Below are 26,601 nucleotides of genomic sequence, written 5' to 3'. Positions count from 1 at the left end.
TCCGTTATCTTTAATAAGCTGCCTGCAGCGTGTTTTTCCAGATCGAAAGCTGAGGGCTTGCGTCATGAAGGTATTCGACGCTTGACGGTGTATCCTTGCCGACCCATACCCCCATCGTATAAGCGTCCGTCAGGCCGACAAACCACATATCGTGATAGTCATTTGACGTTCCTGATTTTCCGCCGACGTACGGAGCTTTAAAGTTCGCTTTTTTTCCTGTTCCGCTTTTGACGACGGCTTTCATCATTTCTTTGATCTGCATGTTGGTCCGCACGCTGAATACCTGCGTCGGCTCATCTTTCCATTTTAATATCGTTTTTCCTTTTAAATCAGTCACTTTTGTAATCGCGTGACTCGGCGTATAAACGCCGTTGTTGCCGAACGTGGTGTACGCATTGGTCATTTCAAGCGGAGTCATGCCGTTTGTAAAACCGCCAAGCGCCGCAGGCAGACGGTAATCCGCGCTGACCAGCTTCGCGAAATGAAACGGTTCAAGGTAGCTGAACGCCTTATTGACGCCGACGCGGTCCATGATTCTGATGGCCGGTGTGTTGTACGAGTATTTAAACGCCGTTTCCAGCGTGACCGTACCGTACGTGCGGTTATTGTAGTTTTGCGGGCAGTAATCCGCACTGCAGAATTTGCTTGCGTCAATCTTGCTGTGTGGCGTTGCGCCGGTCTTTTCAATGTAAGGTCCGTAATCAAGCAGCGGCTTAATGGATGAACCGGGCTGTCTGTATGCCTGATAGGCGCGGTTGAAATCATATTTATGATAATCTTTCCCGCCTGAAAGCGCGATAATCTGATGTGTCTGATGATTAATCACGGCCGCTCCGCCTTGGACACCTGCATACGGCAGATTTTGATTCACTTGGGCGACGACCTGGTTTTGCATATACGGATTCAGCGCCGTATAAATCTTCACGCCGTCTTTTAACAATGTGCTGACTCTGTCTGAAAGCTCACTCTGTATTTTTTGTTTCGCCTTTCCGGAAGCTTTTTCAAGACGTTTGTCATAGCCTTCGGATGATGAAACAAGCTGTGTGAATTCATCATTTACATAGGAAACATAGTCAGGATATTTATTTGTTTTTTCGTTTATATCAAGCTTGATCTTTTCCTTTTCGGCTTTTTTCAGCTGTTTCCCGGATATAACGCCTGCTTTTTTTAATCCGTTAAGCAATCTGACTTGTCGCTTTTTCGTATAATCAAAATGCTTGAGAGGATCATATAATGTAGGGTTATTAGGGATGGCGCAGATAAAGGCCATTTCTCCCAAAGTGAGAGATTTCAGCGGCTTGCTGAAATAAAATTGTGCCGCCGAACCGACACCGTATACGCCGTTATTAAAATAAATCGTATTTAAGTAGCCTTCTAAAATCTCATCTTTGCTGTATTTTTTCTCAAGCTGATAGGAATAGGCCAGCTCCGTCAGTTTTCGGCTGAAGGTGCGTTCATGGCTTAAATACACATTCCTTGCCAGCTGCTGGGTGATGGTGCTGGCGCCCTGATCAATTTTATGATCTTTGAAATTGGAGGCGGCCGCCCTGACCATCCCCATAAAGTCAAACCCTTTATGCTCATAAAAATGACGGTCTTCAGAGGTTAAAAACAGTTGTTTTACCTCATTCGGTATTTTATTAAAGGGCACGATCACGCGGTTCTCATGATCGCTGACAATCTCAGAAACAAGGCTTCCGTCCCTGTCATACATGTAACTGTTTTGAACCAGGTTGATCGCTTTTAAATCAATATGTTTATCGAGCACCTGATCAAAAGGCTTGATTTGTTTTACCTCTTTGCCGGAAGCAATAACTGTAAATGCACACAACGGGATAATGCCGAGCAGCAAAATCCATCCGATTATTTTACGTACCATGGTCACTCTCTTTTCTCCTGATTTCTAGCCATATCGTATCATTCTTTTAAGAATACGAGAAGGTTAAATTTAGAAGAAATCGTGATCGCTGCCGGTCAGCCCGCATTTGACGCTGTATCCTTTTGCAGATGTCCCGCCATCCATAAGAGCCCCGCGCCTATTAAAAAGAGAAAGGCGGTGACGTAGAAAGCAGCCGAAATGGAAAAACCGCTTGAGACCGCACCTCCGAGCAGAGGGCCGAGCACATTTCCGAGAAAACGAAAGCTGACGTTATAGCCGAGCACCTCTCCCTGGATGCTGCCCGGCGCCCTGACGCGGATTGCGGCCGTAATGCAGGGGAGCGTGCCGCCCATGACCATGCCGAACAGAAATCTGAAGACTAACAGAATGGAGAGGGAGGAGGCGAGCGCCTGCGGAATGAAAAACACCGCTGAGGCAATCAAAAGCACGATTAAGATCCGGCTGTGGCCGAAGCGGTCGCCGAAGTCCCCCCATTTCCGGGCAAGCAGTAAGCTTCCGAGTCCGGTCGCTGAAAACGCCATTCCGGAGAAAAAGGCTAAATTAACAGGTCCGTGCAGCTCATTGACATATAAAGCGAGCAGCGGCTGGATGCTGAAATTGCCGGTCTGCACGATCATAGTAAGCACCATCATCGCCCAAAGCGCGGGCTGGTGAAAAATATAAGAGAGCACCTGTTTTCTGGAATAGGTTTTCCGCTTGTTTTGTTTCTCGCCGAGCGGCTGCTCATTGACCTGAAATAAAACGAGAAGCACGGATGCGAAAATAACAAAAGACGTAATAAAAAACGTGTACGTAAACCCGAAGCTGTCAGCGAGCATCCCGCCCAGCATCGGTCCGAATAAAGTGCCTGACACCTGACCCATCTGCAGCGTGCCGAGCGTCTTCCCGGCAGTCTCTTTCGGCGTCTGCGCCGAAATCATGGCAAGCGACGTCGGAACAAAGCCTGTTACTAGACCCATAAGCAGCCGCAGGACAAACAGCTGATAAACGGATGTCACAAACCCCATCAATAAAATGCTGACGGCAATGCCGGTTCCTGTAATCAAGAGAATATTTTTGTAGCCGCGCTTATCGCCGAATCTGCCCCAAAACGGGGAAATCACAAACGCCATTAAAAACGTGACGCCGAACACATACCCGCTCCATCTCTGCACATACCCGCCCGAATGGGGGCTGATCGTTTCGATATATAACGAAAGAAACGGAACAATCATGGTCATGCTGGCGGAAATAAAGAAATTTGTAATCCAAATGACGACGAAGTTCTTCTTACGGACAGAAATAACATCACCTTCTTTACTTTTCGTGTATCTAATCATTAGTATATAGGAATGAATCCGGTATTTGTATTTTCGATGCGGATATAGGAAAATTCATTATTTTTAGAAAATGAAGAAAGTTTCAGAGGGGAAACTGATATACTATCATAAAATATCATTTTTGAACGGAGGAAAGGCAGGTGTAAAAAAAGTGGATCAGCGCAGTCTGCTCATTATTGATTTTGAATTTACAATGCCTGACGGAAAATACAGCCCGCAAAATTTCTTTCCCGAGATTATTGAAGCGGGGATTGTCAAGACAGTGAATGATGAAGTGACTGAAACGTTTTCGAGTTATATCAAACCGAAAAAATTTCCGAAGCTGACGAAACGATGCAAAACCTTTCTGAACATCACCCAAAAAGACGTGGACGGCGGAATCACGTTTAATGAATTCATCCGCAAATTAAATGAGCTTGATCCTGATAAAAACTGCACGATCGTCACCTGGGGCAATATGGATATGAAAGTGTTAAAGCAAAATTGCATGTTTAACCACATCCCTTTTCCGTTCAAAGGAGAACTTCGGGATCTGTCCCTTGAATACAAAAACTTCTTCGGCGACAGAACATTGACCGGCCTTTGGAAAGCGGCAGAAGAGTATGGCGATAAAGGGACGGGCACGCATCATAAAGCGCTGGATGATGCGCGGACGACATACAAATTATTCAAGCTTGTCGAGCGGGATAAACAATATCTTGAAAAACCGAAACCTCCGACGATCGGTGATCGCGTCGATCTGACTGAACTGTTTCGCCGGGCCACATAAAAAAACCCAATCATGCCGACTGGGTCAAGTTCTTTTAAAATAGTCACGCTCTAACGCGGCCAAGTTGGCAAGCGAACGTTCCGCCCATTCTGAGCCGTCCGCTGTAAGCTGATCTTTCAGCCGGGCAGACGCCGCTTGTAAGGAAGCCGTATAATCAGGCACCTCGCCATCAAACGGTTTGACCATCTGATGCGGTATGTTTGTCTGTTCCCCGAATGCAAGCGCTCTTCTTTCATGAAAAAACGGAACATCCGCCTGCTTCGGATGATGAAGATCTCCTTGAGCGGGATGCGTCAGAACGGCTTTAATTTTCACTAAATAGTGATTGGGCCTGACGTCTGTCACTTCCCCTATGTATGCTCCTGTTTTATAAAACCCTTTTACGATTGTGCCGATGTCAAACGTATTCATAGCGTTCACCTCTCTCTAGTTATTCTATAAAAGATCAACGCGGTTGGCTAGTGAACAGCTGCCGGAAGCCTGACTGAGGCCGTTGTGCCCGAGTGCTCGCCGCTGGTGAAACAGACGGAGCCTTCATGATGCTGAATAATCGAGAATGTCACGGTAAGCCCGAGCCCGGTGCCGTTCGTTTTCAGCGTATAATACGGCTTGCCGAGTTTCTGCAGTTCTTCATCGGACATGCCGATTCCGTTATCCGTAATCTGAATGAGAATCATCTCTTCCTGTTTTTGGACAGAGACCTCGATTCGGCCGTTTTCAGAGGGCACGGCTTCAATACTGTTTTTAATCAGATTAATGAAGGCCTGTTTCAGTTTTTTTACATCGCCGAACACATATAAATCAGGCTCGCTTTGAACAGTCACGGTCACCGATTTAAAATTGGCATAAGACTCCATTAAGGAACCTGTTTCCTTTACGAGCAGAGAAATATCAAACTTTTCTTTTTCATAGTCATCCTGCTTCGCCATATCGAGATAATTCGTAATGATCGTCTGAGCCCGGTCGAGTTCGGACAGCACAAGTTTCTGATATCCGGAGTGGGATTTGTCCTGAAGCTGCTCGCCGCTGAACAGCAGCTGCACAAAACCTCTGACGACCGTAAGCGGATTGCGGACTTCATGGGCGACGCTTGCCGCAAGCTCGCTGACGACGGCCATTTTTTCTGAGTGAATCAGCCTTGCCCGCATGGACGCATTCTCATCAATGATCTCAATCAAATAAATGCACAGCAAAAGGGCGCTGACTTGAAAAAAAACAGATACTGCCGCCTCATAATAAACGGAAGATAGATTTTGAAAATTGAAAATATTGGTCGCGGAATAGATGAAGACAGATGCGGTTAATAAGGCGGTTTCAGTGCAGCCGATGAGAAGAGCGAAAAGCAGTTTCTTCCGCTTTGAAAAAAAAGGCCATTTCGTTTGGAGCTGGATAGGGATGATGATTAAAAAAGGAATTAAGGATAAGAAAAAAAGAGCGGAAGGTTCAAACCATATGAGCTGAAAAAAAACGGATGCCGCCCCTGCGGCAAGTCCTGCGGCGGTACCGGAATAAAGCAGGCAGACGATAATGGGAATCAGCTGCAAACCGTAACGGACGGAATGAAGCTCCTGGATGGGAAAAGCCGTACATAATAAGGAAGATGACGCTGCAAATACGGCGACCAGCAGGCGGTTCGCTCTCGGCACAAGCAAATCGGGCTTGCTGAGCCAGAAGACTTGATAAAGAAAAATAGGGAATAAAATAAAAGAGAAGTGAAGCAGGTAATCCTTTACAATCTCCATTTATGCGAAATCCTTTCCTATGTAAATATGAATCTATTATAACATCTTTACCGGAAAAAAAAGTATATATTTCTCTAAAGCGAACGCCCTTATCTCATCTGATAAAGGCGTTCTTTCCGCTGCTAAGCGAACGCTGCTTTCATTCTCTCAAGCCCTTCTTTTACGGCGGCGGCTGAACAGCCGACATTAAGTCTCATAAATCCTTCGCCGCCCGGTCCGTATTTTGTTCCCGGCTCTAATATGATTTTCCCTTTTTTGAGCATTCTTTCTTTGAGCTCGGCATCCGAAAATCCGTATTCGCTGAAATCCATCCAGATCAAATAGGAAGCGTCAGGCTTCATCATGCGGACTTTCGGCAATTCTTTTCTTAAAAAGTCCTCAGCCAATTTCATATTCCCTTCAATGTAAGGAATCAGCGCGTCAAGCCAAGGGCCTCCCTTTGTATAGGCCGCTTCGATTGCTGCAACCGCAAATGTGTTGAGGCTGGAAATTCCGTTCTGATGCAATGCGGCGGAGAATTTCGCCCGCTTATACCGATCGGGAATGATAATGGCGGATGCCTGAATGCCGGCAATATTAAACGTCTTGCTCGGCGCGACACAAGTAACGGAAATCCGCGCAAACTCCTCAGACAGAGAAGCGAAAGGCGTATGCGGCTTTCCGTACAGCATCAAGTCGGAATGTATCTCGTCAGAAACGACGGTAACGTTATGGGCGGCGCACAGCGATCCGAGCTTCATAAGCTCATCCCGGCTCCACGCTCTGCCGGACGGATTGTGGGGATTACAAAGAATCATCAGCTTGACCTCAGAATCGGTCAGCTTTTTCTCAAGATCCTCAAAATCCATACAGTAGACGCCGTTTTCTTCCCGTAACGGGTTATGTAAAACCTGCCGTTTGTTTTCCTTGATCATCTGATAAAAAGGCGTATACACCGGTGATTGAATCAACACCGGATCGCCCGGTTCGGTAAAGGCTTGTACGGCCATGCTGATTGCCGTGACAACACCGGGACTGAACGCGATGCTTGCGGGATCGGGCCGGTAGCCGTGCCGCGTCTCAAGCCATGAAGCGACGGCTTCTCTTGTGTTTTCGTCAGGAGACGTATAACCGAATATGCCGTGGTCAAGGCGGGCTTTTAAGGCGTCAGTGACCGCTTCGGGAGCGCGGAAATCCATATCGGCAACCCACATCGGAAGCGCATCCGATACGCCGAATAACGCTTCCGCCTTGTCCCATTTCACCGATTGTGTACCAAGACGGTTTTCTCGAAGATCAAAGTTCATGTATGTCACTCCTGTAGTATCATTATTTTGCACAGCGTATCTATGATAAAATAGAATTGCAAACTTTATTATAAGCGGTGATGAAAATGGAAGAAAGCCAAGCGGTCATGGAAATGATGAAAATCATTGCCAAGTGGGACCCGTTTAAATATGGAGAAGATTTTTATGAGACAGAAGCCGTCGATATCGTTCAGGCCGTCTACAGTGAAGACCGTGCCGACAAGCTGGCAGCAGCCATTCAGGATATCTTTGAAGCTTCATTTGAGCGAAAGCTTCCGATCGAAGGCTGCCAAAAGGCCGCCGAGCAGCTTCTGTTCATAAAAGAAAGCAGCTCCTGCACCCCTTAAAAACCGGCGGTTCCGCCGGTTTTTTTATTGAATAAATTCAAAAATCCGCTCCGAAACAAACTCCGGGCGCTCTTCGGGTACGAGGTGCCCCGTATCCTTGAGTGAATACAGAATGGAATCCGGCAGGTCGTCATGAAGCCGTTTTCCGACTGAGACCGGAACGACACGGTCTTCTTCTCCCCAGATTAAAAGAGCGGGGTTTTGCACTTTCTTCAAATCCTCGGGCTCTAAATCACCCTCCCTGTGTCTGATAAACCTTGTCATCGCTTTGAAAATCTGGCGGTCTGTAAATGGTTTTTCGTAACCGTCAATCATTTCCTGATCGATAAGCGTCCGGTCGTGAACGACATTTAACAGGTTGTTCAGCACGCCGTCTTTTGAAAGCCAATACTTAAGATACAGGTCAAAACAAGGGAGATGCGTCCCGAATATAATCGACGGGTGCGAGCGCTTTAAATACCCCGAGCTGCACAGCAGGACGATTTTAGAAAAAAGCTCGGGTCTGAGAAGAGACGCGGATAAGGAAATCTGGCCGCCCATCGAATGGCCGATGAGTGCGGCCCGGCTGATACCGAGCTTTTCGAGAAGTCCGACCAGAAGCTTGGCGAGGTTTGCGTAAGTATATACGAATGTCCGTGACTTTTCCGATTGCCCGAAAGGAGGCAGGTCAACGGCGATAATATCATAATGGTTTCTGAGCAGCGGGATCAGTTTTCTGAAGCTGAATGCCGAAGATAAAAAACCGTGTACACAGACGAGTGTCTGTCTGCCGGGATTTTCATAATGCTCGTAATACAGCTCAACTCCGTCTATCGCGGCCCGTTTAATCGGTGAAACAGCTTCCATGAGAGCCTTCGCCGTCCTTTCTTTGTTGTAATGTAAAGGCTTTTTTGATTGTCAGATTTTAGCTCTGGTTTCTTTCGGGTTTTTCTTAGCATTTGTCGAAAATCGTGATATAATGTCATGAAGATTTTTGATAATGCAAAGGTGTGAAACGTATGAAGCTGACCGAAAAAGAAACAGAAATATTAGAAATTTTAGACGAAAACAGCCGCGTTGATGCGGAAACGATTGCGAAAATGGCAAACATTCCCGCCGAAGAAGTCAAAAGCATCATTGAAAAGCTTGAAAAAGAAAAAGTCATCATTGATTATGCGGCGATGATCGACTGGCGCAAAGTCGACGGTTTGGAAGGCGTCACGGCGATGATTGACGTAAAAGTCACTCCGAAACGAAATGTCGGCTTTGATGAAGTCGCTGAGCGGATATACAGATTCCAGGAAGTTGAATCAGTGTACCTGATGTCAGGGGTGTATGACTTATCCGTCGTTATTCGCGGCAACACGATGTCAGACGTGGCAAGCTTCGTGTCTGAAAAATTGTCCACCCTTGAGTCTGTCGTTTCCACGACAACGCACTTCATCCTGAAAAAATATAAGCATGACGGCAAAGTCTTTGAAAGCGGAGACGATGACAAAAGAATCGTGGTGTCTCCGTAAATGGAAACGAAGACTTCTTATTTATCTGACTACGTGCAGCAGATTAAACCGTCAGGCATCCGCAAGTTCTTTGATCTGGCCGCCACGATGGAAGGCGTCATTTCACTGGGAGTGGGAGAGCCTGACTTCGTGACGGCCTGGAACGTGAGGGAAGCGAGTATTCTTTCTTTAGAGCAGGGTTATACGGCTTATACGGCAAATGCGGGTCTTTATGAACTGAGAGAAGAAATCAGCCGCTACTTAGATCAGCGGTTCGGCCTGAGTTATTCGCCTGACAGTGAACTGATCGTTACGGTAGGGGCAAGCCAGGCGCTTGATCTCGCTGTCCGCGCCATTATGAATCCTGGAGAGGAAATGTTAATTCCCGAACCGTGTTTTGTCGCATATGAATCACTCGTGACCTTGACGGGGGCGAAACCGGTGCCGATTCAGACTGTCGCTGCAAAAGGTTTCAAAGCATCAGCCGCCGATTTTGAAGCGGCCCTGACGGACAAAACAAAAGCGCTGCTTCTATGCTCGCCGTCAAATCCGACAGGTTCCGTCTATTCGAAAGAAGAGCTTGAATCCATCGCTGCTTTCGCTGAAAAACACGACTTGATCGTACTTGCCGATGAAATTTATGCCGAGCTGACGTATGATGAGCCATTCACGAGCATGGGGGCCATCCGCGGCATGAAGGAACGCACGATTCTTATTTCCGGCTTCTCCAAAGCATTTGCCATGACGGGATGGAGACTCGGATTTACGGCGGCGCCTCCCGTGATCAGGGATGCGATGCTCAAAATTCATCAGCACGCGATGATGTGCGCGCCTTCCATGGCTCAGTACGCGGCGCTTGAAGGGCTGAAAAACGGCCAGGAAGACGTCGAAAGAATGAAGAAAAGCTATCGGAGACGCCGAAACCTGATTGTGGAGACATTGAACGAAATCGGACTCGGCTGCCACCACCCCGGCGGAGCATTTTACGCCTTTCCTTCCATTCAGTCGACCGGCATGAGTTCAGAAGAATTCGCGGAACAGCTGCTCATTGAAGAAAAAGTAGCCGTCGTTCCGGGGAATGTATTCGGCCCGAGCGGCGAAGGCTACATCAGATGTTCCTATGCGACATCCATTGAGCAGATTCAGGAAGCGCTCGTCAGAATCAAACGGTTTGTTGAAAAAAGGGCATAAAAAAAGATACGAACCCGGTTCGCATCCAAATAAAAGGGGGGAATACTAGAAAGCCTTCGTAATCATAGTATACCCTTCTTTATCTGTGCTTAAACATGATGATGTAAAAAAGTTCTCTTTGCGAAAAACAAACTTGTATGATATAATTTTAAATTGCGTATAATCTGTATTTAATTTAACTTAGGAGTTGTTATGAATGGCAGCAAAATTTGAAGTGGGCAGTGTTTACACTGGTAAAGTAACAGGATTACAAGCGTATGGTGCGTTTGTTGCATTAGATGAAGAAACTCAAGGACTTGTTCATATTTCTGAAGTCACTCACGGTTTCGTAAAAGACATTAACGAACACCTTTCTATCGGTGACGAAGTACAAGTAAAAGTACTTGCGGTTGACGAAGAAAAAGGCAAAATCAGCCTTTCTATCCGTGCGACTCAAGCGGCGCCTGAAAGAAAAGAAAGCAAACCAAGAAAACCGAAAGCGGCTCAAGCTTCTGAAGAAACATCTGCTCCGCAAGGTTTCAACACATTGAAAGATAAGCTTGAAGAGTGGATTGAACAGTCCAACCGCAAAGACCTTATCAAAAAATAATCATTAAAAAAAGCACCGGATATGTATGTTCGGTGCTTTTTTTATGTTTATCTGACTTCCGGATTTGCCGCTTCCTCGCGGGATGTTTCTTCGTTCGGCTTAAACAGCAGGCCGAGATTGATCAGACCGGCGATGCCGACAAGGCCGTAAATAATCCGCGACAGAGCTGATCCTTGGCCGCCGAAGATGGCTGCTACTAAATCAAATTGGAAAAACCCGATCAGTCCCCAGTTAATAGCGCCGATAATCGTTAATACGAGACAGATACGCTGAATAACACTCATGTAAACAACCTCCTCTATGAATTCGTGAAACAGTTATAGATTGTGACAAAGCAAAGAATCTATGCATACTACATTCTCCGCCGTGTAAAATCACACACTGTCTCAGGCTGTACAAGTGCCTTTCCCTGGAATTCGATGTCTGTAAACCATGTGATGCGCCGTCAAAAAAGCGGATTGCTTTACATTGAACGTCATCTTTCTGCATAATATAAATCCAAAGGAGGAGATGTCATGCAAAACTTTACATATTGGAATCCGACCAAATTGATTTTCGGAAAGGGAGAGGTTGAAAAACTTCCTGAAGAAATCAAACCGTACGGAAAAAACGTGCTGCTCGTATACGGAGGAGGCAGCATTAAGCGCAGCGGTCTTTATGATCAAGTAACCGAACTTCTGAAAAAAGCGGGAGTTACCGTACATGAATTGGCAGGCGTAGAGCCGAATCCGCGTGTCTCAACGGTGAACAAAGGTGTTGCGCTCTGTAAAGAAAACAGCATCGATTTCTTATTGGCCGTCGGCGGCGGAAGTGTCATTGACTGCACGAAAGCCATCGCGGCGGGCGCTAAATATGACGGGGACGCGTGGGATATCGTCACGAAAAAACACCAGCCGAAAGAAGCGCTGCCTTTCGGAACAGTGCTGACACTTGCGGCAACCGGTTCAGAGATGAACTCCGGATCAGTCATCACAAACTGGGAGACACAAGAGAAATACGGATGGGGGAGCCCGCTCGTTTACCCTAAATTCTCTATTCTCGATCCGGTAAACACATTTACCGTTCCGAAAGACCACACCATTTACGGCATGGTCGATATGATGAGCCATGTGTTTGAACAATATTTCCACCACACGTCAAACACGCCGTATCAGGACCGGATGTGTGAATCGCTTCTGCGCACGGTGATTGAAACAGCGCCGAAGCTGATCAATGATCTGGAGAACTACGAGCTTCGTGAGACGATTTTATATACAGGCACGATCGCATTAAACGGAATGCTGTCAATGGGCGCAAGAGGGGATTGGGCCACACACAACATCGAGCATGCGGTATCAGCGGTTTACGATATACCGCACGCCGGAGGTTTAGCGATTCTGTTCCCGAACTGGATGAGACATGTGCTCAAAGAAAATCCGGCCCGCTTTAAACAGCTTGCCGTCCGTGTCTTCGATATTGACGAGACAGGCAAATCAGATGAAGAGATCGCACTTGAAGGAATCAGCAGGCTGTCTGATTTCTGGACGAGCCTCGGTGCTCCGAACAGACTCGCTGATTATGATATTTCTGATGAGAAGCTGGATACGATTGCAGATAAAGCGATGGCAAACGGAGCATTCGGACAGTTCAAGTCACTGCAGAAAGAAGACGTGCTTGCGATACTGAAAGCATCATTGTAATAACATAAAGGGGGCGGCCGGATTGGCAGCTCCTTTTTTTCTGTGTTATAGTAATTCCCTTACGATTTTTTTGGAGGTTATGATAAATGGAGAACTTTACGTACTACAATCCGACGAAACTGATTTTCGGAAAAGGTCAAATCGACCAATTGAAAAAAGAGCTGAAGCAATACGGGAAAAACGTGCTGCTTGTATACGGAGGCGGCAGCATTAAGCGTAACGGCCTGTATGACCAAGTAACAGGCATCTTAAAAGAAGAAGGCGCAACCGTTCATGAGCTTGCGGGCGTTGAACCGAACCCGCGTCTGGAAACGGTAAATAAAGGAATTGAGCTGTGCAGAAAGCATGAGATTGATTTCCTTCTCGCAGTCGGCGGCGGAAGTGTCATCGACTGTACAAAAGCGATTGCGGCCGGTGCGAAATATAACGGCGACGCATGGGACATTTACAGCAAAAAAGTAACGGCGCAGGACGCGCTCCCGTTCGGCACGGTGCTGACGCTTGCGGCGACAGGCTCTGAAATGAACCCTGATTCCGTTATCACAAATTGGGAAACAAACGAAAAATTCGTATGGGGCAGCAATGTCACTCATCCGCGTTTCTCCATTTTAGATCCTGAGAATACTTTCAGCGTTCCGGAAAACCAAACCGTATACGGCATGGTGGATATGATGAGCCACGTATTTGAACAATACTTCCACAATGTTGAAAACACGCCGCTTCAGGACAGAATGTGTTTTGCGGTCCTTCAGACGGTAATTGAAACAGCGCCGAAACTTTTGGAAGACCTTGAGAACTATAAGCATCGTGAAACGATTTTATACGCGGGTACGATCGCATTAAACGGCACGCTGCAAATGGGCTATTTCGGCGATTGGGCTTCCCATACGATGGAGCACGCCGTATCAGCGGTTTATGACATCCCTCACGCGGGAGGACTTGCGATTCTGTTCCCGAACTGGATGAGATACACGCTGGATACAAATGTAGACCGTTTTAAAAACCTGATGCTCAACATGTTTGACATTGATACTGAAGGCAAAACGGATAAAGAAATTGCGCTTGAAGGGATCGATAAATTGTCCGCGTTCTGGACAAACCTCGGCGCACCGTCCCGCCTTGCGGATTATGACATCGGTGAAGACAAGCTTGAGCTGATCGCAGACATCGCCGCAAAAGAAATGGAATACGGCGGATTCGGCAATTTCCAAAAACTGAACAAAGATGACGTACTTGCCATCTTAAAGGCGTCACTGTAAGATACATTCCCGGCCGGGGTGAAGATGAAATAGATTTTCAAGATGCAGATGCAACCGTTTGGGAGTCCCTTCATTAGTGCATCAAGAGCAAGTGAAACACCCCTTGCCATGAGACAACTATGGAAATCTCACATGATGCGGATTTGACTCCCTGTTTCTGTACATTTAGCAGAAAAGGATCAATTAACTTTGCGATTGCCGATCATCTATTTACACAAAATCTAAATCATGAAGAGCCGCGAATTTAAAAAAGGGGCGCTGATTCAATCAGCGCTCCTTTTATGCATTTTGTGTACTAAGGTCCCGCTGCGTTTTGGCGCATTAATCTCCAGTCATCTTCCCGGTTATCAAAACTTAATGGGAAGCTATGATTGGCGATGGATGTCATCCTGTTCCAAAGTATAGGTGATACATCCCTGGATAACCAACATTCGATTCGTTACCCCTCTCACGATTATTACAAATATAACCATATTGAATCCGGAATATTGTATAAAAAATGAACGCATCTTTAGCGCAAATCCCGTATTCATCCGGCCTTCTTCATGACTTGATTTAGCGGGTGAGTTCATATAAAGTGAAAGAGAAAACAATTCACCGTGATGGAGGGACAAGCAAATGACGCATGTACGCTTTGATTACTCAAGAGCGTTACCTTTTTTCAATGAACATGAACTTACATACGCACGTGATTTCGTAAAAACGGCACACCATAATATCCATGAAAAAACAGGCGCCGGAAGCGACTTTTTAGGATGGGTGGACCTCCCTGAAAACTACGATAAAGAAGAATTCGCGCGCATTAAAAAAAGCGCTGAAAAAATCAAATCAGATTCAGACGTGCTTCTCGTCGTGGGTATCGGCGGTTCATACTTAGGCGCCCGCGCGGCGATTGAAGCGCTCAATCATTCTTTCTATAACGTTCTGCCGAAAGACAAGCGCAAAAACCCTCAAGTTATCTTTATCGGCAACAATATCAGCTCAACTTATATGAAAGATGTTATGGATCTTTTGGAAGACGCTGATTTCTCTATCAATGTCATTTCTAAATCAGGCACGACGACGGAACCTGCAATCGCTTTCCGGATTTTCCGCAAACTTCTTGAAGAAAAATACGGAAAAGAAGAAGCGAAAGCGCGGATTTACGCGACGACAGATAAAGAGCGCGGCGCTTTAAAAACGCTTTCTAATGAAGAAGGCTTCGAATCATTCGTTATTCCTGATGATGTCGGCGGACGTTTCTCCGTTCTGACTGCGGTAGGCCTTCTGCCGATTGCGGTAAGCGGGGCTGATATCGATGAAATGATGAAAGGCGCTCTTGATGCAAGCAAAGACTTTTCCAGCTCGGAATTAGAAGAGAACGCGGCTTACCAATACGCCGTCGTCCGCAACGTTCTGTATAATAAAGGCAGAACCATTGAAATGCTTATCAACTATGAGCCTGCGCTGCAATACTTTGCGGAATGGTGGAAGCAGCTCTTCGGCGAAAGTGAAGGAAAAGATGAAAAAGGCATCTATCCTTCTTCTGCTAACTTCTCAACAGACCTTCACTCTCTCGGTCAATACGTGCAGGAAGGCAGACGCGATCTGTTTGAAACTGTATTAAACGTTGAAAAACCGAAGCATGAGCTGACAATTGAAGAGGCGGAAAATGATCTCGACGGCTTAAATTACTTAGCCGGCAAAACGGTCGATTTCGTCAACAAAAAAGCGTTCGAAGGCACGATGCTTGCCCATACAGACGGAAAAGTGCCGAACTTAATTGTCAATATTCCGGAGCTTAATGCATATACATTTGGATATCTCGTCTATTTCTTTGAAAAAGCGGTGGCGATGAGCGGTTATCTGCTCGGAGTCAACCCGTTTGATCAGCCGGGTGTTGAAGCCTATAAGGTGAATATGTTCGCGCTTCTCGGCAAACCGGGCTTTGAAGAGAAAAAAGCAGAGCTTGAAAAACGCCTTGAAAAATAAAAAAAAGGGCTGGCCCTCAGCATGACGGGTCAGCCTTTTTTAAACCGTGAAAGGTGTGATGATGAATGATACGACTCTTATGTAAGCATGCCGTCATTTCCGTCTGTTCCGCCGCTATTGTCTATTCGGCACTAAAACTGTCTCCTGAATCCCTCTTACAAACCATCCTGTTTTTCGCTTTCCCTCTCGGCTTGTTTACGGACATGGTCCGGCTGAAACTGAAGATTGGCCGGATGCAGTCGCTGATCACGAAGTGCTGTCTCTATGCCGTCGTTTTCTATATTTCAACGGAAGCCGTTCTCTCCGCAATTGTGACGTATGTTCTGATTGAATGCGCCGTTATCTCTTTCCGGCGTCTGTCTGCCGCTCCCGATTCTTCCCGGGCGCCGTATGAAGATGCCGCAGAGCGGGGACGCTAAAGACAAAAAGGAGCATATGCACATGATCAGCATTCCATCTTCACTTGAAGGGCAATCGTTTTTACTCCGCGAACTGGAACAGGTGATGAAACCGATCGGTTATACCATCGGAGGCGGCTGGGAGTATGACCGCGGGTTCTTTGATTACAAAATTTCCGATCAGGACGGCTATTTATTTCTCCGCATCCCTGTTGAAGCAAATAAGGGACACCTGGATGAACGGGGGGCCGCCGTTACAATCGGCACACCCTTTTTGCTGAGGCACGTTTATCAGCAGGAAACGGATGATCATGCAGGCGGCGGTGTTTTTGAGTCATTATTCAACCAATTCTCCGAGCCGAAACGGCGGGATGCGGCAATTGACCGCTCATATACAGATATCGGCATCTCGCTTGTGAAAGAGCTGGAAGACGTCCTGCTGCATTAAAGAGCCAAAAACAGATCAGTATCGAGCACATGGTATGACAGGGGAGGGGTCAGCATCGGCCCCTCTTCTTTTTGTATGCCGATGATCGTGGTATTCCGTTTGAGATAATAGAGCGCACAGTCATGATAAGATGAACCCTTTAATTCCTCGGGGACGGGAATGATGCGCACCTTTTTCTCCAGCGTCAGATCTGACAGCGTTTGCGGTTTGGCAAGCTGCAGCTTGACCCGGTAATGCTCAAACATCACCCGGCTCGACAGGCGTGATGTGCACAGAATCTTATTGGCTCCTGCGCGCTCGGCGTTTTTGACATACCGTTCCGTTAAAATTTCCACGATACAATAAACGGACGGATGCAGCCCTTTGATGGCGAGAAGCGTTAATACCGACAGCATATCAGCTTCGGATTCATTTTTCTGCTGGTCCGCTGTCAAAATGACGGTATCGGCTTCCGTAATATTCGCCTTATTGAGCGTACTGTCATCAGCGGCATGTCCGCGGATGAAATGGACGTTTTCAATAAGCGGCCCTTCCCTTAATGAATCATCAATCAGGACGACAGTTTTTGACGGCGCGATGTGCTGCAGTTCTTTAAGCAGCATATGCGACTTCTCATTCCATCCGATAAGGATGACGTGCCCCTTGCCTTTAAAGGCGACCTTGCCTTCGACATAGCGGTGCTGTTTGCTGAACACGGCTGAAGAAAGCGTGGCGAAATAGGCGGTCACAAAACTCGCTCCGCTTAATACAAGCACCATGCCGGCAATCTGCCCGAGCGGCGTCTGGGGAACGTAATCGCCGTAGCCGACCGTGGCCACCGTAATAACCGCCCACCAAACCCCTTCAAACACAGACGTGAATTGCTTCGGTTCAAGCATGTAAATGAGTTGGCCGAACAATAAAATCAAGGCGATAATGATCAGTCCGATCCGAACATATAACGGCCATCTCAGCCAGGAAATAAATAAACGGTTTGATTTCATTCGTCCGGCTCTTCTTTCGACAGAGAGATGGATAAAATCTGCTTAATAATGGTGTTTAGTTTTTCGTCCAGCTGTTCCTGGCCGTATGAGTCACGCGCATGTCTGATTAAATCGGCCGTCTCATCTTCAAACTGTATGAGAGGTTCATCGTTTTCCGCTTCATTATAGAGCTGGATGAAGGCGTCAAGCCCCTCGTTCATTCTGTCTATCGCATTGCTCAGCTGTTCTTTCTCGCCATTTGTCACTTTCATGTCGATCACACCTGTATCTTTTTTTATACAGTATGTCCCAGTTCGTTTGATGTCTTTCAAAAATCGCCGAAAACATATTCACCCTCATTTTTTCATATGATAAAGAAAGCGGATCGAAAAAGGGTGAGTCAAATGACAGTCATTCAAAAACTGCTGGCGGTGCTGGCCGGAGCGCAGCTGCTCGCTTCGGCGGCCGTATTGCTTATTTTCGATTTGAATGGATACAATCATATGTCCGGCGGATTTTCATGGCTTGTTTTTGCAAAAGAGACCGCAGGCACGTTTCCGTTTTACATCGGATTGGCCGGGTGTATCCTCATCATGCTCGGAGGTTTGATTCCTGTCAGAAAAAAGAAGCGGATTTCTGTACAGGAAAGCGGACAATCATTAAAATAATATATAAGCAAATCGTACGATATAAGAGAAAAAGGAAGAGGATAATATGCTGTTTATCTTTTTAACAATTGCTGCATTGGGATTGTCGTTTTGGGCACAATTTAAAGTGAAAAGCAATTTTCAGAAATACTCAGACGTAGAAGCTTCCAGTCAGCGGACGGGGGCGGAAACGGCAAGACGGATTCTTGATATTAACGGTTTATATGATGTGCCGGTAGAACCGGTAAGAGGCACTTTAACAGACCATTACGACCCGACGGAGCGGGTGGTGCGTTTATCTGAGCCGGTATATTACGGCCGCTCCATTTCCGCCATTTCCGTCGCTTCCCATGAAGTCGGACATGCTTTGCAGCATCAGGAATCATACGGCGCGCTTGTGCTGAGGCACAAAATTTTTCCGGTCGTCAATTTTGCCTCCGGGGTTGCCCCTCTGCTTTTCTTGGGCGGGATGCTCCTGGGCAGCTTGAACTTAATCGGACTCGGCATTATTTTGTTTTCGGCCGCTGTTTTTTTCCAGCTTGTCACACTGCCTGTCGAGTTTAATGCCAGCGCGAGGGCGAAGCGGATTATCGTGTCGGAAGGATTCATTCGCAACAGTGAAGAACACGGCGTGAATAAAGTGCTGAACGCCGCCGCGCTGACGTATGTGGCTGCGGCGCTCGTTTCATTATTCGAGCTGCTTCGTTTTGTGATGATTTTCTTAAATGGTCGTGATGAGAATTAACACGAAGGAGGTGGCCCCTTACCGTTTGCGGTAGGGGTTTTTTTGCTTATATTAAAACTGATTCTCATTATGCTGTTAATCGGATTAACGGCCATCTTTGTCGCTGCGGAATTTGCGATTGTCAAAATCCGCGGTTCAAAAATCGCGGAGCTGGTTGAAACCGGAGACAGCCGGGCGCTCGCGGCGCACAGGGTGATTTCAAATCTCGATGAATATTTATCAGCGTGCCAGCTCGGCATTACGATTACGGCGCTCGGACTCGGCTGGCTCGGTGAACCGACGATTCAGCGGCTTCTTCATCCTGTTTTCAGCCTGATCGGAATGCCGTCATCCATTACGCACGTCGTCACGTTTATTGCGGCGTTTATCGCCGTCACGTATCTGCACGTCGTCATCGGAGAGCTTGCGCCGAAAACGATATCCATTCAAAAAGCCGAAGCCGTCAGTCTGTGGACGGCGAAACCGCTCATTCTGTTTTATAAAGTGATGTATCCGTTTATTAAGCTGTTAAACGGCTCAGCCGGATTTTTGGTCAAGCTGTTCGGTTTTCATTCGGTGAAAGAACATGAGGTCGTGGTCAGTGAAGAGGAATTGCGGCTGATTTTGTCCGAAAGCTATAAAAAAGGTCAAATCAATCAATCTGAATTCCGTTACGTCAATAAAATATTTGAATTCGATAACCGGGTCGCCAGAGAAATCATGGTGCCGCGCACCGAAATCGCCGCCATCTCGCTTGAACAGTCAGTTGATGAAGCCATACATTTGATCATCAACGAACGGTATACGCGATATCCGGTTATTAAGGAAGACAAAGATCACATTCTCGGCATTATTAACAATAAGGATTTATTTAAGGCGTATTTTCTCGGCCGCTCCATTGAATTAAAAGAAATTATGCGTCCGGTCATCAGAGTCATTGAAAGCATCCCCGTTCAGGAGCTTTTGATCCGCATGCAGAAGGAGCGGATTCATATGGCGATTCTCGTTGACGAATACGGCGGCACGGCGGGACTTGTGACCGTCGAAGACATATTGGAGGAAATCGTCGGGGAAATCCGTGATGAATATGACCAGGATGAAATGCCCCACATCGTCAAAAAAGGCGAACACCATTATGTGATGGACGGCAAGGCGCTCATAGAAGAGGTGAATGATCTCCTTGATATCGCCATCGAAAATGAAGACATTGACACGATTGCCGGCTGGCTCTTAACACAAAAAATGGAGTTGAAAAATGGTGATGTGTTTCATGCCGAAGGGTGTGAATTTAAGGTGCTGGAAGCGGAAGACCATCATATCCGCTTCGTTGAAATTAAAAAAACTGATTTCTGAGCCTCCTGCTTTTGCAATGAGGCTTTTTTTATGGAAAAAATGCTTCTTCGTCCCGCTCCTTCATATGATGTAAAGAAAGGAGTGTCGGTATGAAAACGGATTGGTGGAAAACGGCGGCCGTCTATCAAATTTATCCCCGAAGCTTTATGGATTCGAACGGGGACGGAATCGGCGACATGAACGGCATCAGAGCAAAGCTTCATTACATAAAAGAGTTGGGGGCGGATGTGATCTGGCTTTGTCCCGTTTTTGACTCGCCGGGCGCGGACAACGGCTACGATGTTCGGAATTATAAACAAATTGCCGGCGAATTCGGGACGATGGAGGATTTTGACCGGCTCCTTGCGGATGTCCATGCGCTCGGCATGAAGCTGATTATAGACCTCGTCATCAACCATACAAGCGATGAGCATCCTTGGTTTATCGAATCACGCTCGGCGAAAGATTCCGAAAAACGGGACTGGTACATCTGGAGAGACGGAAAAAACGGCAAAGAGCCGAACAATTGGGAAAGCATTTTCGGCGGATCAGCGTGGGAATATGATCAAGAGACCGGCCAGTATTACCTGCACCTGTTTGACAAAAAACAGCCTGATTTAAATTGGGAAAACGAAGCGATGAGGCAGTCCGTTTATGAGATGGTCCGCTGGTGGCTTGATAAAGGCATAGACGGCTTCCGGGTGGATGCCATTTCTCACATTAAGAAAAAAGAAGGGCTCCCTGACATGCCGAATCCGGACGGTCTCCCGTACGTCCCGTCTTTCCCGTACCATATGAATGGGGAAGGCATAATGGATCTCTTAAAAGAGCTGAAACGGGAAACATTTTCACGCTATCCGATCATGACGGTCGGCGAGGCGAACGGAGTGGCGGCTTGGGAGGCGGCTGATTGGGCCGGTGAAGAAAACGGCGTCTTTCAAATGATTTTTCAATTTGAACATCTCGGCCTCTGGGATACGGAAGATGATCAAAGCATCTCCATTCCGGCGCTTAAGCGCGTCTTGTCCGGCTGGCAGAACAGTCTTGAAGGAAAGGGCTGGAACGCGTTATTTATGGAGAACCACGATCAGCCCCGTTCCGTCTCGGTATGGGGTGACGAACGGTTTTTGACAGAAAGCGCCAAGGCACTCGCCGCGATGTATATGCTGATGAAAGGCACGCCGTTTATTTACCAGGGGCAGGAGCTCGGGATGACCAATGTTTCGTTTCCATCCATAGAAGATTATGATGACGCCGCAATGAAATATCTGTATGAAAAAGAGACGTCCCGCGGCGTTCCGCATGAAAAAGTGATGAAGATCATCTGGAAGAAGGGCCGGGATAATTCACGGACACCGATGCAATGGAGCGGTGAGGCGAACGGCGGGTTTTCTGATGCTTCTCCGTGGCTCGGAGTGAATCCGAACCACACATGGCTGAATGCTGCATCACAAATGCAGGATGAAATATCCGTATACCATTTCTACAGACGGCTGCTCGCCCTCAGAAAAGAGCACGGCGTATTGATCAGCGGCACATATGAATTGCTGCTTCCGAATGACCGGCAGATTTATGCCTATCTAAGAAAAAACGGAACAAAAACCGCCCTGATCATCACAAATCTGTCCCGGACCCCCGCTTTATACAAGCATCCAGGTTATCCGCTTGACTCCGATACGCTCGTGCTCGCAAGCATGGAAACACCACCGCATCGGCATGTGACATCCTTTCTTTTAAAGCCTTATGAGGCCCGCGTATATATATGGTGAAAAACTTCAGTCCCGAGGCTAAAGTTTTTTGTGATCTGCGTTTATCATCGCGATCCGACAGGAAAAGACAAATACAGAAACGAATATGGGAAAGGAAGAGAAAAAGAAAGGAGGCATTCATATGCTGAAAAAAATGCAGATTCAAACAAACAGACGGGATGAAATGATCGACATCACACATGAAGCTGAAGCGTTTCTCCGCAAAACAGGCGTGAAAAACGGTTTGGCGCTCATATACTGTCCCCATACAACCGCCGGCATTACCATAAATGAAAATGCCGATCCGGATGTGAAGAGGGATATGCTCAGAAGGTTTGATGAAATGTATCCGTGGGAGCACGAACTGGACCGGCATATGGAGGGAAATACGGCGGCACATATGAAAGCGAGCACAACCGGCGCCTCCCAGCATGTCATCATAGAAGACGGCCGCCTGATACTCGGAACATGGCAGGGCGTTTATTTTTGCGAATTTGACGGTCCGCGAAACAGAACATGTTATATCAAAATACAGGCTGAAACGGAGGAAAACAAATGAGTGAGTGGATGAGTCCGTTATCATTAATAAAGCCCGTCATTCAGGCGCCGATGGCCGGCGGGCTGGTCACGCCGCGTCTGGCTTCGGCGGTATCAAATGAAGGGGCGCTCGGAAGCCTCGCTTCAGGATACGTCAGCCCGCAAGCGCTTGAAAAACAGCTTATCGAGATGAAAGAGCTGACGGACCGCTCCTTTCAAGTAAATCTTTTCGTCCCGGAAGAAAGACAGATGCCTGAGGCGGAACTTGTTGAAAAATGGAAAGCCCGCATTCCGAGGGCAAAAGACGCCAAGCCGTTCTCTGATCTGAAAGAAGAATGGAATGATTTCGAGGAAAAAGCGGAGCTTCTGATCCGTTACGGAGTCAAAGCGTGTTCATTCACCTTCGGCCTGCCGCCGGAAGAAACGGCGGAAAAGCTGAAGAAAAGCGGTTGTTTCCTTTTCGGCACGGCGACAACGCCGGAGGAAGCGAAGGCTTTTGAAGAACGGGGAATGGACGCCGTTATCCTTCAGGGAATAGAAGCCGGCGGACATCGCGGGTCGTTTCTGCCGGTTAAAGGAGAACCGGCTCTCGGCCTTATGGCGCTGATTCCGCAGGCTAAAGACGCGCTGAATATCCCGGTGATTGCGGCAGGCGGCATTTTTGACCGCCGCGGGGTGCAGGCGGCCCGATGTTTGGGTGCGGACGGCGTTCAAGTAGGAACACCGTTTCTCCTTTGTGAAGAAAGCAGCGCTTCACCGGCATATCAAAAAGCCATTGCCGAATCAAAAGGAGCCGATACGCGGCTGACCACCCTGTTTTCGGGAAAACAGGCGCGGGGAATCGTGAATCAGTTCATGAAAACATATGAAGCTGACGAGGGGAAAACGCTGCCTTATCCGCTGCATAATACGCTGACAAAGCCGATGCGCGGGCATGCGGCTCAATCAGGAGACGCGGAATATATGTCTTTATGGGCCGGCCAGTCCGCCGCGAAACTTGAAGGGCCGACAGACGTGAAAACCGTTTTGGACGGATTGTGCGAATCATAATCCAGAAATCGTGAGGTGATGGATGATGAAGATTCTTCAAATGTCCTATAAAAAAAGAGGAACTATTGAGTTTGTCTTTGAAGATTTTCCGCATTCCAAAGTCACCATGGCGCCGATTAAAGGGTATTACTTTGTCCGCGCCATTAAATGGAGCAGACGGGACAGAGCCGTCACCCGCCATGATTTAGAGAAGTTTGAATGGGCTGCAAACCAAGCGCTCGGCACGACGGCTTTTTACCGGAAAAGAAAAGCATTTCACATCCCATCGTCACAATGATAGACGATGGGATTGTTTTAATGCATGATCTGATAAAGCGCGGGTGCATCAAGCCTTGTTGCCTGGTTAAGCAGATAAGCCGGCTGCACGGCATTTTTTTTTCTTAAAGAATTCAATCTCTGGATGATTTGTTCAGCGGTCAGAATCCCGAGACCGTGGGCGAAATATTGATCATTCCCCATCACAATGACATTTTCTCCCCGCCACTGAGCCTTTGCAGGGTTAAAATCAGGATTTTTAAAATATAAACAATCTCCCCGTAAAAAGTGGCTGCCGGTTTCCGTGTAGATCGGCAGATGCTCATAGTGCCAGTCATACAAAGTGATATCCCGGAAACGCCGGTTAAACCGTTCTTCACCGATTGTCTTTAAGACGGCCAGATAATAAATCACAACAATGGCGGTAGCGCATTCAAATGCGTAAAACGCCCCGTTTTCAATAATGTCCCGAATCGCTTTTGAAGCGGGGATTCTGTACTTCAGCTCCAAGGCTCCTTCCGGCGTCACTCTCCAATAAGCCGTATTTCCGAATGTTTTGGCGAAAGTTGCAAATTTCACACCTGATCCGTGCAGTTCTCTTGCGGCTTCCGCAATATGGCGGCGCAGCCGCACCTCGAACATCAGTTCAGCAATCGACCCGTAATCAAATTGTACGGGAGAATTGAGCAGTTCATTTATATACGGAACAAGGCTTTCTTCCGTCTGCCAGTTCGCGATGTCATGAGGACGAAGCACTTGGCCGGATATGATAATCATCTGCACGCCCCCTTCTCTTTTTTTATAAGATATGCAGGAAGCTTGGGCAATGAAAATCAAGTCATAAAAAATGAGGAAATGTTAACAAAATGTGAAGACTGAGCCGATATATAAGGTATCACACTTGAGGGAGCAGCTTAATATGAAAAAATTCATTAATTGGTGCACAAAGGCATCGATTTCACGTAAATTAATCATTTCATTTATCGTGATCTTAATCATACCGATTCTCGTGTTAGAATTCAGTTCATACCATACGGCGAGCAATTCGCTGGATGATCAGATTTCAGGCAACGCGAAAAATAACATCGAATCTTTTAACACAACCATTACAAATGATATCGGCGCAAAAGCAAAGGCGATTGAATTTTTCAGTGAAACGTTAAAAGGGTCATCCTTCTCAAAGAAAAACATGTCTGCTCTTGAAGAAAAGTTCGGGCAATACACGTCTATTCATAAGGACGTAGCCCGCATTTACGGAGGTACGGAAGACGGCAGCTACGCACAGGCGCCGAAGGAGAATACTCCGGCCGATTACGATCCGAGAACACGCACTTGGTATAAAGACGCTGTGAAGGCCGGCGGCACGCTCGTTGTCACCGACCCTTACACCGCGGCAAGCGACGGCAGCATGGTCATTACCGTGGCAAAGCAGATGCAGGACGGAACAGGCGTAGTGGCCATGGATATTACGATTGACCACCTGCTGAAGCAGATGCAGGGAATCAAAATCGGGCAAAAAGGATTCGTGTTTATCACGTCCAAAAATAAAACCTATGTCGCGCATAAAGACCACAAACCGGGCGATAAAGTTTCAACCCCGTGGCTGAATGAAGTATACAGCAAAGACAGCGGCATTATTTCATACAAGCTCGATGATCAAAATAAAAAAATGGCGTTTACGACAAATAAACTGACCGGATGGAAAATAGAAGGGAGCATGGAGCTCAACGAAATTAAAGACGCCTCACAACCGGTGCTGACGATGGGGATGATTGTCCTTGCAGCATCCATTATCATCGGGGGAATTTTAATTCTGTTGATTGTCAGATCCATTACGTCACCGCTGAAACGGCTTGTCCGCTCTTCTAAACAAATCAGCGGCGGAGACTTGACTGAAACCATTGATATCCGCTCGAAAGATGAATTGGGCGAACTCGGCGCGAGCTTTAATGAAATGGGAGAATCTCTGCGCGGACTGATCAGCGCGATCCAAAACTCTGTCGACAATGTGGCCGCGTCATCGGAGGAGCTGACCGCTTCAGCTTCGCAGACAAGCAAAGCGACGGAACATATTACAATGGCCATTGAGCAGTTTTCAAACGGAAACGAAGAGCAAAGCGAAAAAGTCGATTCAAGCTCAGCCAAGCTGAATCATATAAATGACGGACTCGCCGCCGTTTCCCGCACATCATCATCCATTACGGAAGCATCTAAACAATCGAAGGAAGCTGCCGGCACCGGGGAAGAATATGTGCAGCAAACCGTCGGGCAGATGAATCTCATCAATCAATCGGTCCAGCAGGCGGAAGCGGTTGTAAAAGGCCTTGAGGCCAAATCAAAAGACATCACTCATATTTTAAGAGTCATCAACGGCATTGCCGATCAGACAAACCTGCTTGCTTTAAATGCAGCCATTGAAGCGGCAAGAGCGGGTGAATACGGGCGGGGCTTCTCAGTGGTAGCCGAAGAAGTGCGCAAGCTTGCCGTCCAATCCGCCGGTTCTGCCAAAGAGATTGAAAAACTCATTCAGGAAATCACGGCTGAGATTAATACATCACTTCACATGTTCACATCCGTTAATGAAGAAGTTCAATCAGGACTTGCCGTGACGGACCGCACGAAAGAAAGCTTCCAGAATATCTTCGGCATGACAAACGATATCGCCGAGAAGCTTCAATCGATGAACGGCACGGTTGAACAGCTGTCAGACAGCTCTCAGCACGTTTCAGCCGCGGTGACGGATATTGCGGACGTATCACGGGAAAGCGCAGCAAGCATTCAGGATATTGCCGCATCCGCAGAAGAACAGCTTGCATCAATGGAAGAAATCAGCACATCCGCCGATACTTTGGCGCAAATGGCCGAAGAACTGCGGGAATTAACGAAACAATTTAAAATCAACTAGTAAAAAAGGACGCTTTCCGGAGGGAAGGCGTCCTTTTTTATAGTGACAGCCGGATAATTAAATAA

Annotated in this window: 28 protein-coding genes; 18 read left to right on the top strand and 10 right to left on the bottom strand. The window is 47.1% G+C overall.

Features of this window, described 5'->3' with window-relative positions; all coding sequences use genetic code 11:
• Positions 1–10: 10 nt before the first annotated feature.
• Both NYE68_RS16840 and NYE68_RS16835 read right to left on the bottom strand, forming a co-directional pair.
• A complete protein-coding gene (locus NYE68_RS16840) occupies positions 11–1,885 on the bottom strand; it encodes a transglycosylase domain-containing protein (protein ID WP_012118304.1) in 1,875 nt (624 codons plus the stop codon).
• An 89-nt stretch (positions 1,886–1,974) separates the two neighbouring features.
• Positions 1,975–3,219, bottom strand: a complete 1,245-nt coding sequence (locus tag NYE68_RS16835) for a multidrug efflux MFS transporter (protein ID WP_015418098.1) — start codon at positions 3,217–3,219, stop codon at positions 1,975–1,977.
• A gap of 151 nt (positions 3,220–3,370) precedes the next feature.
• On the opposite strand from NYE68_RS16835, the gene kapD reads away from it, so the two are divergent.
• Positions 3,371–3,988, top strand: coding sequence for a 3'-5' exonuclease KapD (gene kapD, locus NYE68_RS16830; RefSeq protein ID WP_003152084.1), 618 nt, complete (start codon positions 3,371–3,373; stop codon positions 3,986–3,988).
• A gap of 24 nt (positions 3,989–4,012) precedes the next feature.
• On the opposite strand, the gene NYE68_RS16825 is transcribed toward kapD, so the two are convergent.
• From NYE68_RS16825 to NYE68_RS16815, 3 genes are all read right to left on the bottom strand, one after another.
• Positions 4,013–4,399 carry a kinase-associated lipoprotein B gene (locus NYE68_RS16825; RefSeq protein WP_015418096.1) on the bottom strand — a complete coding sequence of 129 codons (387 nt, stop codon included), beginning with the start codon at positions 4,397–4,399 and terminating at the stop codon, positions 4,013–4,015.
• Between the two features lie 47 nt (positions 4,400–4,446).
• Positions 4,447–5,730 (bottom strand): HAMP domain-containing sensor histidine kinase, encoded by a 1,284-nt coding sequence (locus NYE68_RS16820; RefSeq protein ID WP_040238948.1) that lies wholly within the window; start codon positions 5,728–5,730, stop codon positions 4,447–4,449.
• 122 nt (positions 5,731–5,852) lie between these two features.
• Positions 5,853–7,016, bottom strand: a complete 1,164-nt coding sequence (locus tag NYE68_RS16815) for a MalY/PatB family protein (RefSeq protein ID WP_324636438.1) — start codon at positions 7,014–7,016, stop codon at positions 5,853–5,855.
• Between the two features lie 86 nt (positions 7,017–7,102).
• Here NYE68_RS16815 and NYE68_RS16810 point away from each other — a divergent pair, with 86 nt between their 5' ends.
• Complete coding sequence (locus tag NYE68_RS16810) at positions 7,103–7,363, top strand: DUF1871 family protein (RefSeq protein ID WP_015418093.1); 261 nt, start codon at positions 7,103–7,105, stop codon at positions 7,361–7,363.
• Between the two features lie 24 nt (positions 7,364–7,387).
• Here NYE68_RS16810 and NYE68_RS16805 read toward each other — a convergent pair whose 3' ends face one another.
• The gene (locus NYE68_RS16805) at positions 7,388–8,209 is read right to left on the bottom strand and encodes an alpha/beta hydrolase (RefSeq protein WP_324636439.1); all 822 of its coding nucleotides are present in this window, start codon (positions 8,207–8,209) and stop codon (positions 7,388–7,390) included.
• A gap of 152 nt (positions 8,210–8,361) precedes the next feature.
• Between NYE68_RS16805 and NYE68_RS16800 the strand changes: the two genes are divergently transcribed.
• The 3 genes from NYE68_RS16800 to yugI all read left to right on the top strand — a co-directional run bounded on the left by NYE68_RS16800 (position 8,362) and on the right by yugI (position 10,621).
• The gene (locus NYE68_RS16800) at positions 8,362–8,862 is read left to right on the top strand and encodes an Lrp/AsnC family transcriptional regulator (protein WP_003152098.1); all 501 of its coding nucleotides are present in this window, start codon (positions 8,362–8,364) and stop codon (positions 8,860–8,862) included.
• Positions 8,863–10,032 carry an aminotransferase gene (locus tag NYE68_RS16795; RefSeq protein ID WP_003152100.1) on the top strand — a complete coding sequence of 390 codons (1,170 nt, stop codon included), beginning with the start codon at positions 8,863–8,865 and terminating at the stop codon, positions 10,030–10,032. It begins immediately after the preceding gene.
• Between the two features lie 196 nt (positions 10,033–10,228).
• Positions 10,229–10,621 (top strand): S1 domain-containing post-transcriptional regulator GSP13, encoded by a 393-nt coding sequence (yugI, locus tag NYE68_RS16790; RefSeq protein ID WP_007408653.1) that lies wholly within the window; start codon positions 10,229–10,231, stop codon positions 10,619–10,621.
• A 47-nt stretch (positions 10,622–10,668) separates the two neighbouring features.
• On the opposite strand, the gene NYE68_RS16785 is transcribed toward yugI, so the two are convergent.
• Positions 10,669–10,905, bottom strand: a complete 237-nt coding sequence (locus NYE68_RS16785) for a DUF378 domain-containing protein (RefSeq protein ID WP_003152104.1) — start codon at positions 10,903–10,905, stop codon at positions 10,669–10,671.
• 231 nt (positions 10,906–11,136) lie between these two features.
• On the opposite strand from NYE68_RS16785, the gene NYE68_RS16780 reads away from it, so the two are divergent.
• The 5 genes from NYE68_RS16780 to NYE68_RS16760 all read left to right on the top strand — a co-directional run bounded on the left by NYE68_RS16780 (position 11,137) and on the right by NYE68_RS16760 (position 16,376).
• Positions 11,137–12,300, top strand: coding sequence for an iron-containing alcohol dehydrogenase (locus tag NYE68_RS16780; RefSeq protein ID WP_007408652.1), 1,164 nt, complete (start codon positions 11,137–11,139; stop codon positions 12,298–12,300).
• Positions 12,301–12,386: 86 nt separating this feature from the next.
• Positions 12,387–13,559 carry an iron-containing alcohol dehydrogenase gene (locus NYE68_RS16775; protein ID WP_324636445.1) on the top strand — a complete coding sequence of 391 codons (1,173 nt, stop codon included), beginning with the start codon at positions 12,387–12,389 and terminating at the stop codon, positions 13,557–13,559.
• A gap of 618 nt (positions 13,560–14,177) precedes the next feature.
• Positions 14,178–15,530, top strand: a complete 1,353-nt coding sequence (locus NYE68_RS16770) for a glucose-6-phosphate isomerase (protein WP_007408647.1) — start codon at positions 14,178–14,180, stop codon at positions 15,528–15,530.
• Between the two features lie 65 nt (positions 15,531–15,595).
• Positions 15,596–15,949, top strand: coding sequence for a hypothetical protein (locus NYE68_RS16765; RefSeq protein ID WP_033574923.1), 354 nt, complete (start codon positions 15,596–15,598; stop codon positions 15,947–15,949).
• A 22-nt stretch (positions 15,950–15,971) separates the two neighbouring features.
• Positions 15,972–16,376, top strand: coding sequence for a YugN-like family protein (locus NYE68_RS16760; protein WP_029973784.1), 405 nt, complete (start codon positions 15,972–15,974; stop codon positions 16,374–16,376).
• Here NYE68_RS16760 and NYE68_RS16755 read toward each other — a convergent pair.
• Together NYE68_RS16755 and NYE68_RS16750 are read right to left on the bottom strand one after the other, a co-directional pair.
• Positions 16,373–17,359 carry a potassium channel family protein gene (locus NYE68_RS16755; RefSeq protein WP_015418087.1) on the bottom strand — a complete coding sequence of 329 codons (987 nt, stop codon included), beginning with the start codon at positions 17,357–17,359 and terminating at the stop codon, positions 16,373–16,375. The two genes, NYE68_RS16760 and NYE68_RS16755, sit on opposite strands and share 4 nt — an antisense overlap.
• Positions 17,356–17,610 carry an Atypical membrane-integrating protein gene (locus NYE68_RS16750; RefSeq protein WP_015418086.1) on the bottom strand — a complete coding sequence of 85 codons (255 nt, stop codon included), beginning with the start codon at positions 17,608–17,610 and terminating at the stop codon, positions 17,356–17,358. Before NYE68_RS16750 ends, NYE68_RS16755 begins: the two co-directional genes overlap by 4 nt.
• Positions 17,611–17,742: 132 nt before the next feature.
• Between NYE68_RS16750 and NYE68_RS16745 the strand changes: the two genes are divergently transcribed.
• The 7 genes from NYE68_RS16745 (at position 17,743) to NYE68_RS16715 (ending at position 23,653) form a co-directional block, all read left to right on the top strand.
• The gene (locus NYE68_RS16745; protein WP_033574924.1) at positions 17,743–18,006 is read left to right on the top strand and encodes a hypothetical protein; all 264 of its coding nucleotides are present in this window, start codon (positions 17,743–17,745) and stop codon (positions 18,004–18,006) included.
• A gap of 46 nt (positions 18,007–18,052) precedes the next feature.
• A complete protein-coding gene (locus NYE68_RS16740; RefSeq protein WP_003152125.1) occupies positions 18,053–18,730 on the top strand; it encodes a zinc metallopeptidase in 678 nt (225 codons plus the stop codon).
• Between the two features lie 42 nt (positions 18,731–18,772).
• Complete coding sequence (locus NYE68_RS16735) at positions 18,773–20,062, top strand: hemolysin family protein (RefSeq protein ID WP_007408640.1); 1,290 nt, start codon at positions 18,773–18,775, stop codon at positions 20,060–20,062.
• 89 nt (positions 20,063–20,151) lie between these two features.
• A complete protein-coding gene (locus NYE68_RS16730) occupies positions 20,152–21,810 on the top strand; it encodes an alpha-glucosidase (RefSeq protein ID WP_254003369.1) in 1,659 nt (552 codons plus the stop codon).
• Positions 21,811–21,931: 121 nt separating this feature from the next.
• Positions 21,932–22,348 carry a secondary thiamine-phosphate synthase enzyme YjbQ gene (locus tag NYE68_RS16725; protein ID WP_061861492.1) on the top strand — a complete coding sequence of 139 codons (417 nt, stop codon included), beginning with the start codon at positions 21,932–21,934 and terminating at the stop codon, positions 22,346–22,348.
• Positions 22,345–23,376 carry a nitronate monooxygenase gene (locus NYE68_RS16720; RefSeq protein WP_061860823.1) on the top strand — a complete coding sequence of 344 codons (1,032 nt, stop codon included), beginning with the start codon at positions 22,345–22,347 and terminating at the stop codon, positions 23,374–23,376. Before NYE68_RS16725 ends, NYE68_RS16720 begins: the two co-directional genes overlap by 4 nt.
• A gap of 25 nt (positions 23,377–23,401) precedes the next feature.
• Complete coding sequence (locus NYE68_RS16715) at positions 23,402–23,653, top strand: hypothetical protein (RefSeq protein ID WP_014305693.1); 252 nt, start codon at positions 23,402–23,404, stop codon at positions 23,651–23,653.
• Positions 23,654–23,670: 17 nt separating this feature from the next.
• Here the strand turns inward: NYE68_RS16715 and NYE68_RS16710 are convergent, their stop codons facing one another.
• Positions 23,671–24,408, bottom strand: coding sequence for a protein-glutamine gamma-glutamyltransferase (locus tag NYE68_RS16710; RefSeq protein WP_064115934.1), 738 nt, complete (start codon positions 24,406–24,408; stop codon positions 23,671–23,673).
• A gap of 142 nt (positions 24,409–24,550) precedes the next feature.
• On the opposite strand from NYE68_RS16710, the gene NYE68_RS16705 reads away from it, so the two are divergent.
• Positions 24,551–26,536, top strand: coding sequence for a methyl-accepting chemotaxis protein (locus tag NYE68_RS16705; protein ID WP_324636452.1), 1,986 nt, complete (start codon positions 24,551–24,553; stop codon positions 26,534–26,536).
• The last annotated feature ends 65 nt before the right edge of the window (positions 26,537–26,601 follow it).

The organism is Bacillus sp. FSL R5-0447 (assembly GCF_038606125.1).
Lineage (GTDB): Bacteria > Bacillota > Bacilli > Bacillales > Bacillaceae > Bacillus > Bacillus velezensis.
Note: the sequence above shows the minus strand (reverse complement) of the source record. Positions and strands in the feature narration are given on the sequence as shown.

Bases quoted from the DNA above. Each gene is read 5' to 3' on its own strand.
- NYE68_RS16755 (WP_015418087.1), bottom strand. From the start codon at position 17,359: ATGAAATCAAACCGTTTATTTATTTCCTGGCTGAGATGGCCGTTATAT.
- NYE68_RS16725 (WP_061861492.1), top strand. From the start codon at position 21,932: ATGCTGAAAAAAATGCAGATTCAAACAAACAGACGGGATGAAATGATC.
- NYE68_RS16715 (WP_014305693.1), top strand. From the start codon at position 23,402: ATGAAGATTCTTCAAATGTCCTATAAAAAAAGAGGAACTATTGAGTTT.
- NYE68_RS16780 (WP_007408652.1), top strand. From the start codon at position 11,137: ATGCAAAACTTTACATATTGGAATCCGACCAAATTGATTTTCGGAAAG.
- NYE68_RS16815 (WP_324636438.1), bottom strand. From the start codon at position 7,016: ATGAACTTTGATCTTCGAGAAAACCGTCTTGGTACACAATCGGTGAAA.
- NYE68_RS16730 (WP_254003369.1), top strand. From the start codon at position 20,152: ATGAAAACGGATTGGTGGAAAACGGCGGCCGTCTATCAAATTTATCCC.
- NYE68_RS16740 (WP_003152125.1), top strand. From the start codon at position 18,053: ATGCTGTTTATCTTTTTAACAATTGCTGCATTGGGATTGTCGTTTTGG.
- NYE68_RS16770 (WP_007408647.1), top strand. From the start codon at position 14,178: ATGACGCATGTACGCTTTGATTACTCAAGAGCGTTACCTTTTTTCAAT.
- NYE68_RS16785 (WP_003152104.1), bottom strand. From the start codon at position 10,905: ATGAGTGTTATTCAGCGTATCTGTCTCGTATTAACGATTATCGGCGCT.
- NYE68_RS16825 (WP_015418096.1), bottom strand. From the start codon at position 4,399: ATGAATACGTTTGACATCGGCACAATCGTAAAAGGGTTTTATAAAACA.
- NYE68_RS16760 (WP_029973784.1), top strand. From the start codon at position 15,972: ATGATCAGCATTCCATCTTCACTTGAAGGGCAATCGTTTTTACTCCGC.
- NYE68_RS16745 (WP_033574924.1), top strand. From the start codon at position 17,743: ATGACAGTCATTCAAAAACTGCTGGCGGTGCTGGCCGGAGCGCAGCTG.
- NYE68_RS16810 (WP_015418093.1), top strand. From the start codon at position 7,103: ATGGAAGAAAGCCAAGCGGTCATGGAAATGATGAAAATCATTGCCAAG.
- NYE68_RS16705 (WP_324636452.1), top strand. From the start codon at position 24,551: ATGAAAAAATTCATTAATTGGTGCACAAAGGCATCGATTTCACGTAAA.
- NYE68_RS16805 (WP_324636439.1), bottom strand. From the start codon at position 8,209: ATGGAAGCTGTTTCACCGATTAAACGGGCCGCGATAGACGGAGTTGAG.
- NYE68_RS16800 (WP_003152098.1), top strand. From the start codon at position 8,362: ATGAAGCTGACCGAAAAAGAAACAGAAATATTAGAAATTTTAGACGAA.
- NYE68_RS16795 (WP_003152100.1), top strand. From the start codon at position 8,863: ATGGAAACGAAGACTTCTTATTTATCTGACTACGTGCAGCAGATTAAA.
- NYE68_RS16710 (WP_064115934.1), bottom strand. From the start codon at position 24,408: ATGATTATCATATCCGGCCAAGTGCTTCGTCCTCATGACATCGCGAAC.
- NYE68_RS16820 (WP_040238948.1), bottom strand. From the start codon at position 5,730: ATGGAGATTGTAAAGGATTACCTGCTTCACTTCTCTTTTATTTTATTC.
- NYE68_RS16775 (WP_324636445.1), top strand. From the start codon at position 12,387: ATGGAGAACTTTACGTACTACAATCCGACGAAACTGATTTTCGGAAAA.
- NYE68_RS16750 (WP_015418086.1), bottom strand. From the start codon at position 17,610: ATGAAAGTGACAAATGGCGAGAAAGAACAGCTGAGCAATGCGATAGAC.
- NYE68_RS16720 (WP_061860823.1), top strand. From the start codon at position 22,345: ATGAGTGAGTGGATGAGTCCGTTATCATTAATAAAGCCCGTCATTCAG.
- NYE68_RS16835 (WP_015418098.1), bottom strand. From the start codon at position 3,219: ATGATTAGATACACGAAAAGTAAAGAAGGTGATGTTATTTCTGTCCGT.
- NYE68_RS16765 (WP_033574923.1), top strand. From the start codon at position 15,596: ATGATACGACTCTTATGTAAGCATGCCGTCATTTCCGTCTGTTCCGCC.
- yugI (WP_007408653.1), top strand. From the start codon at position 10,229: ATGGCAGCAAAATTTGAAGTGGGCAGTGTTTACACTGGTAAAGTAACA.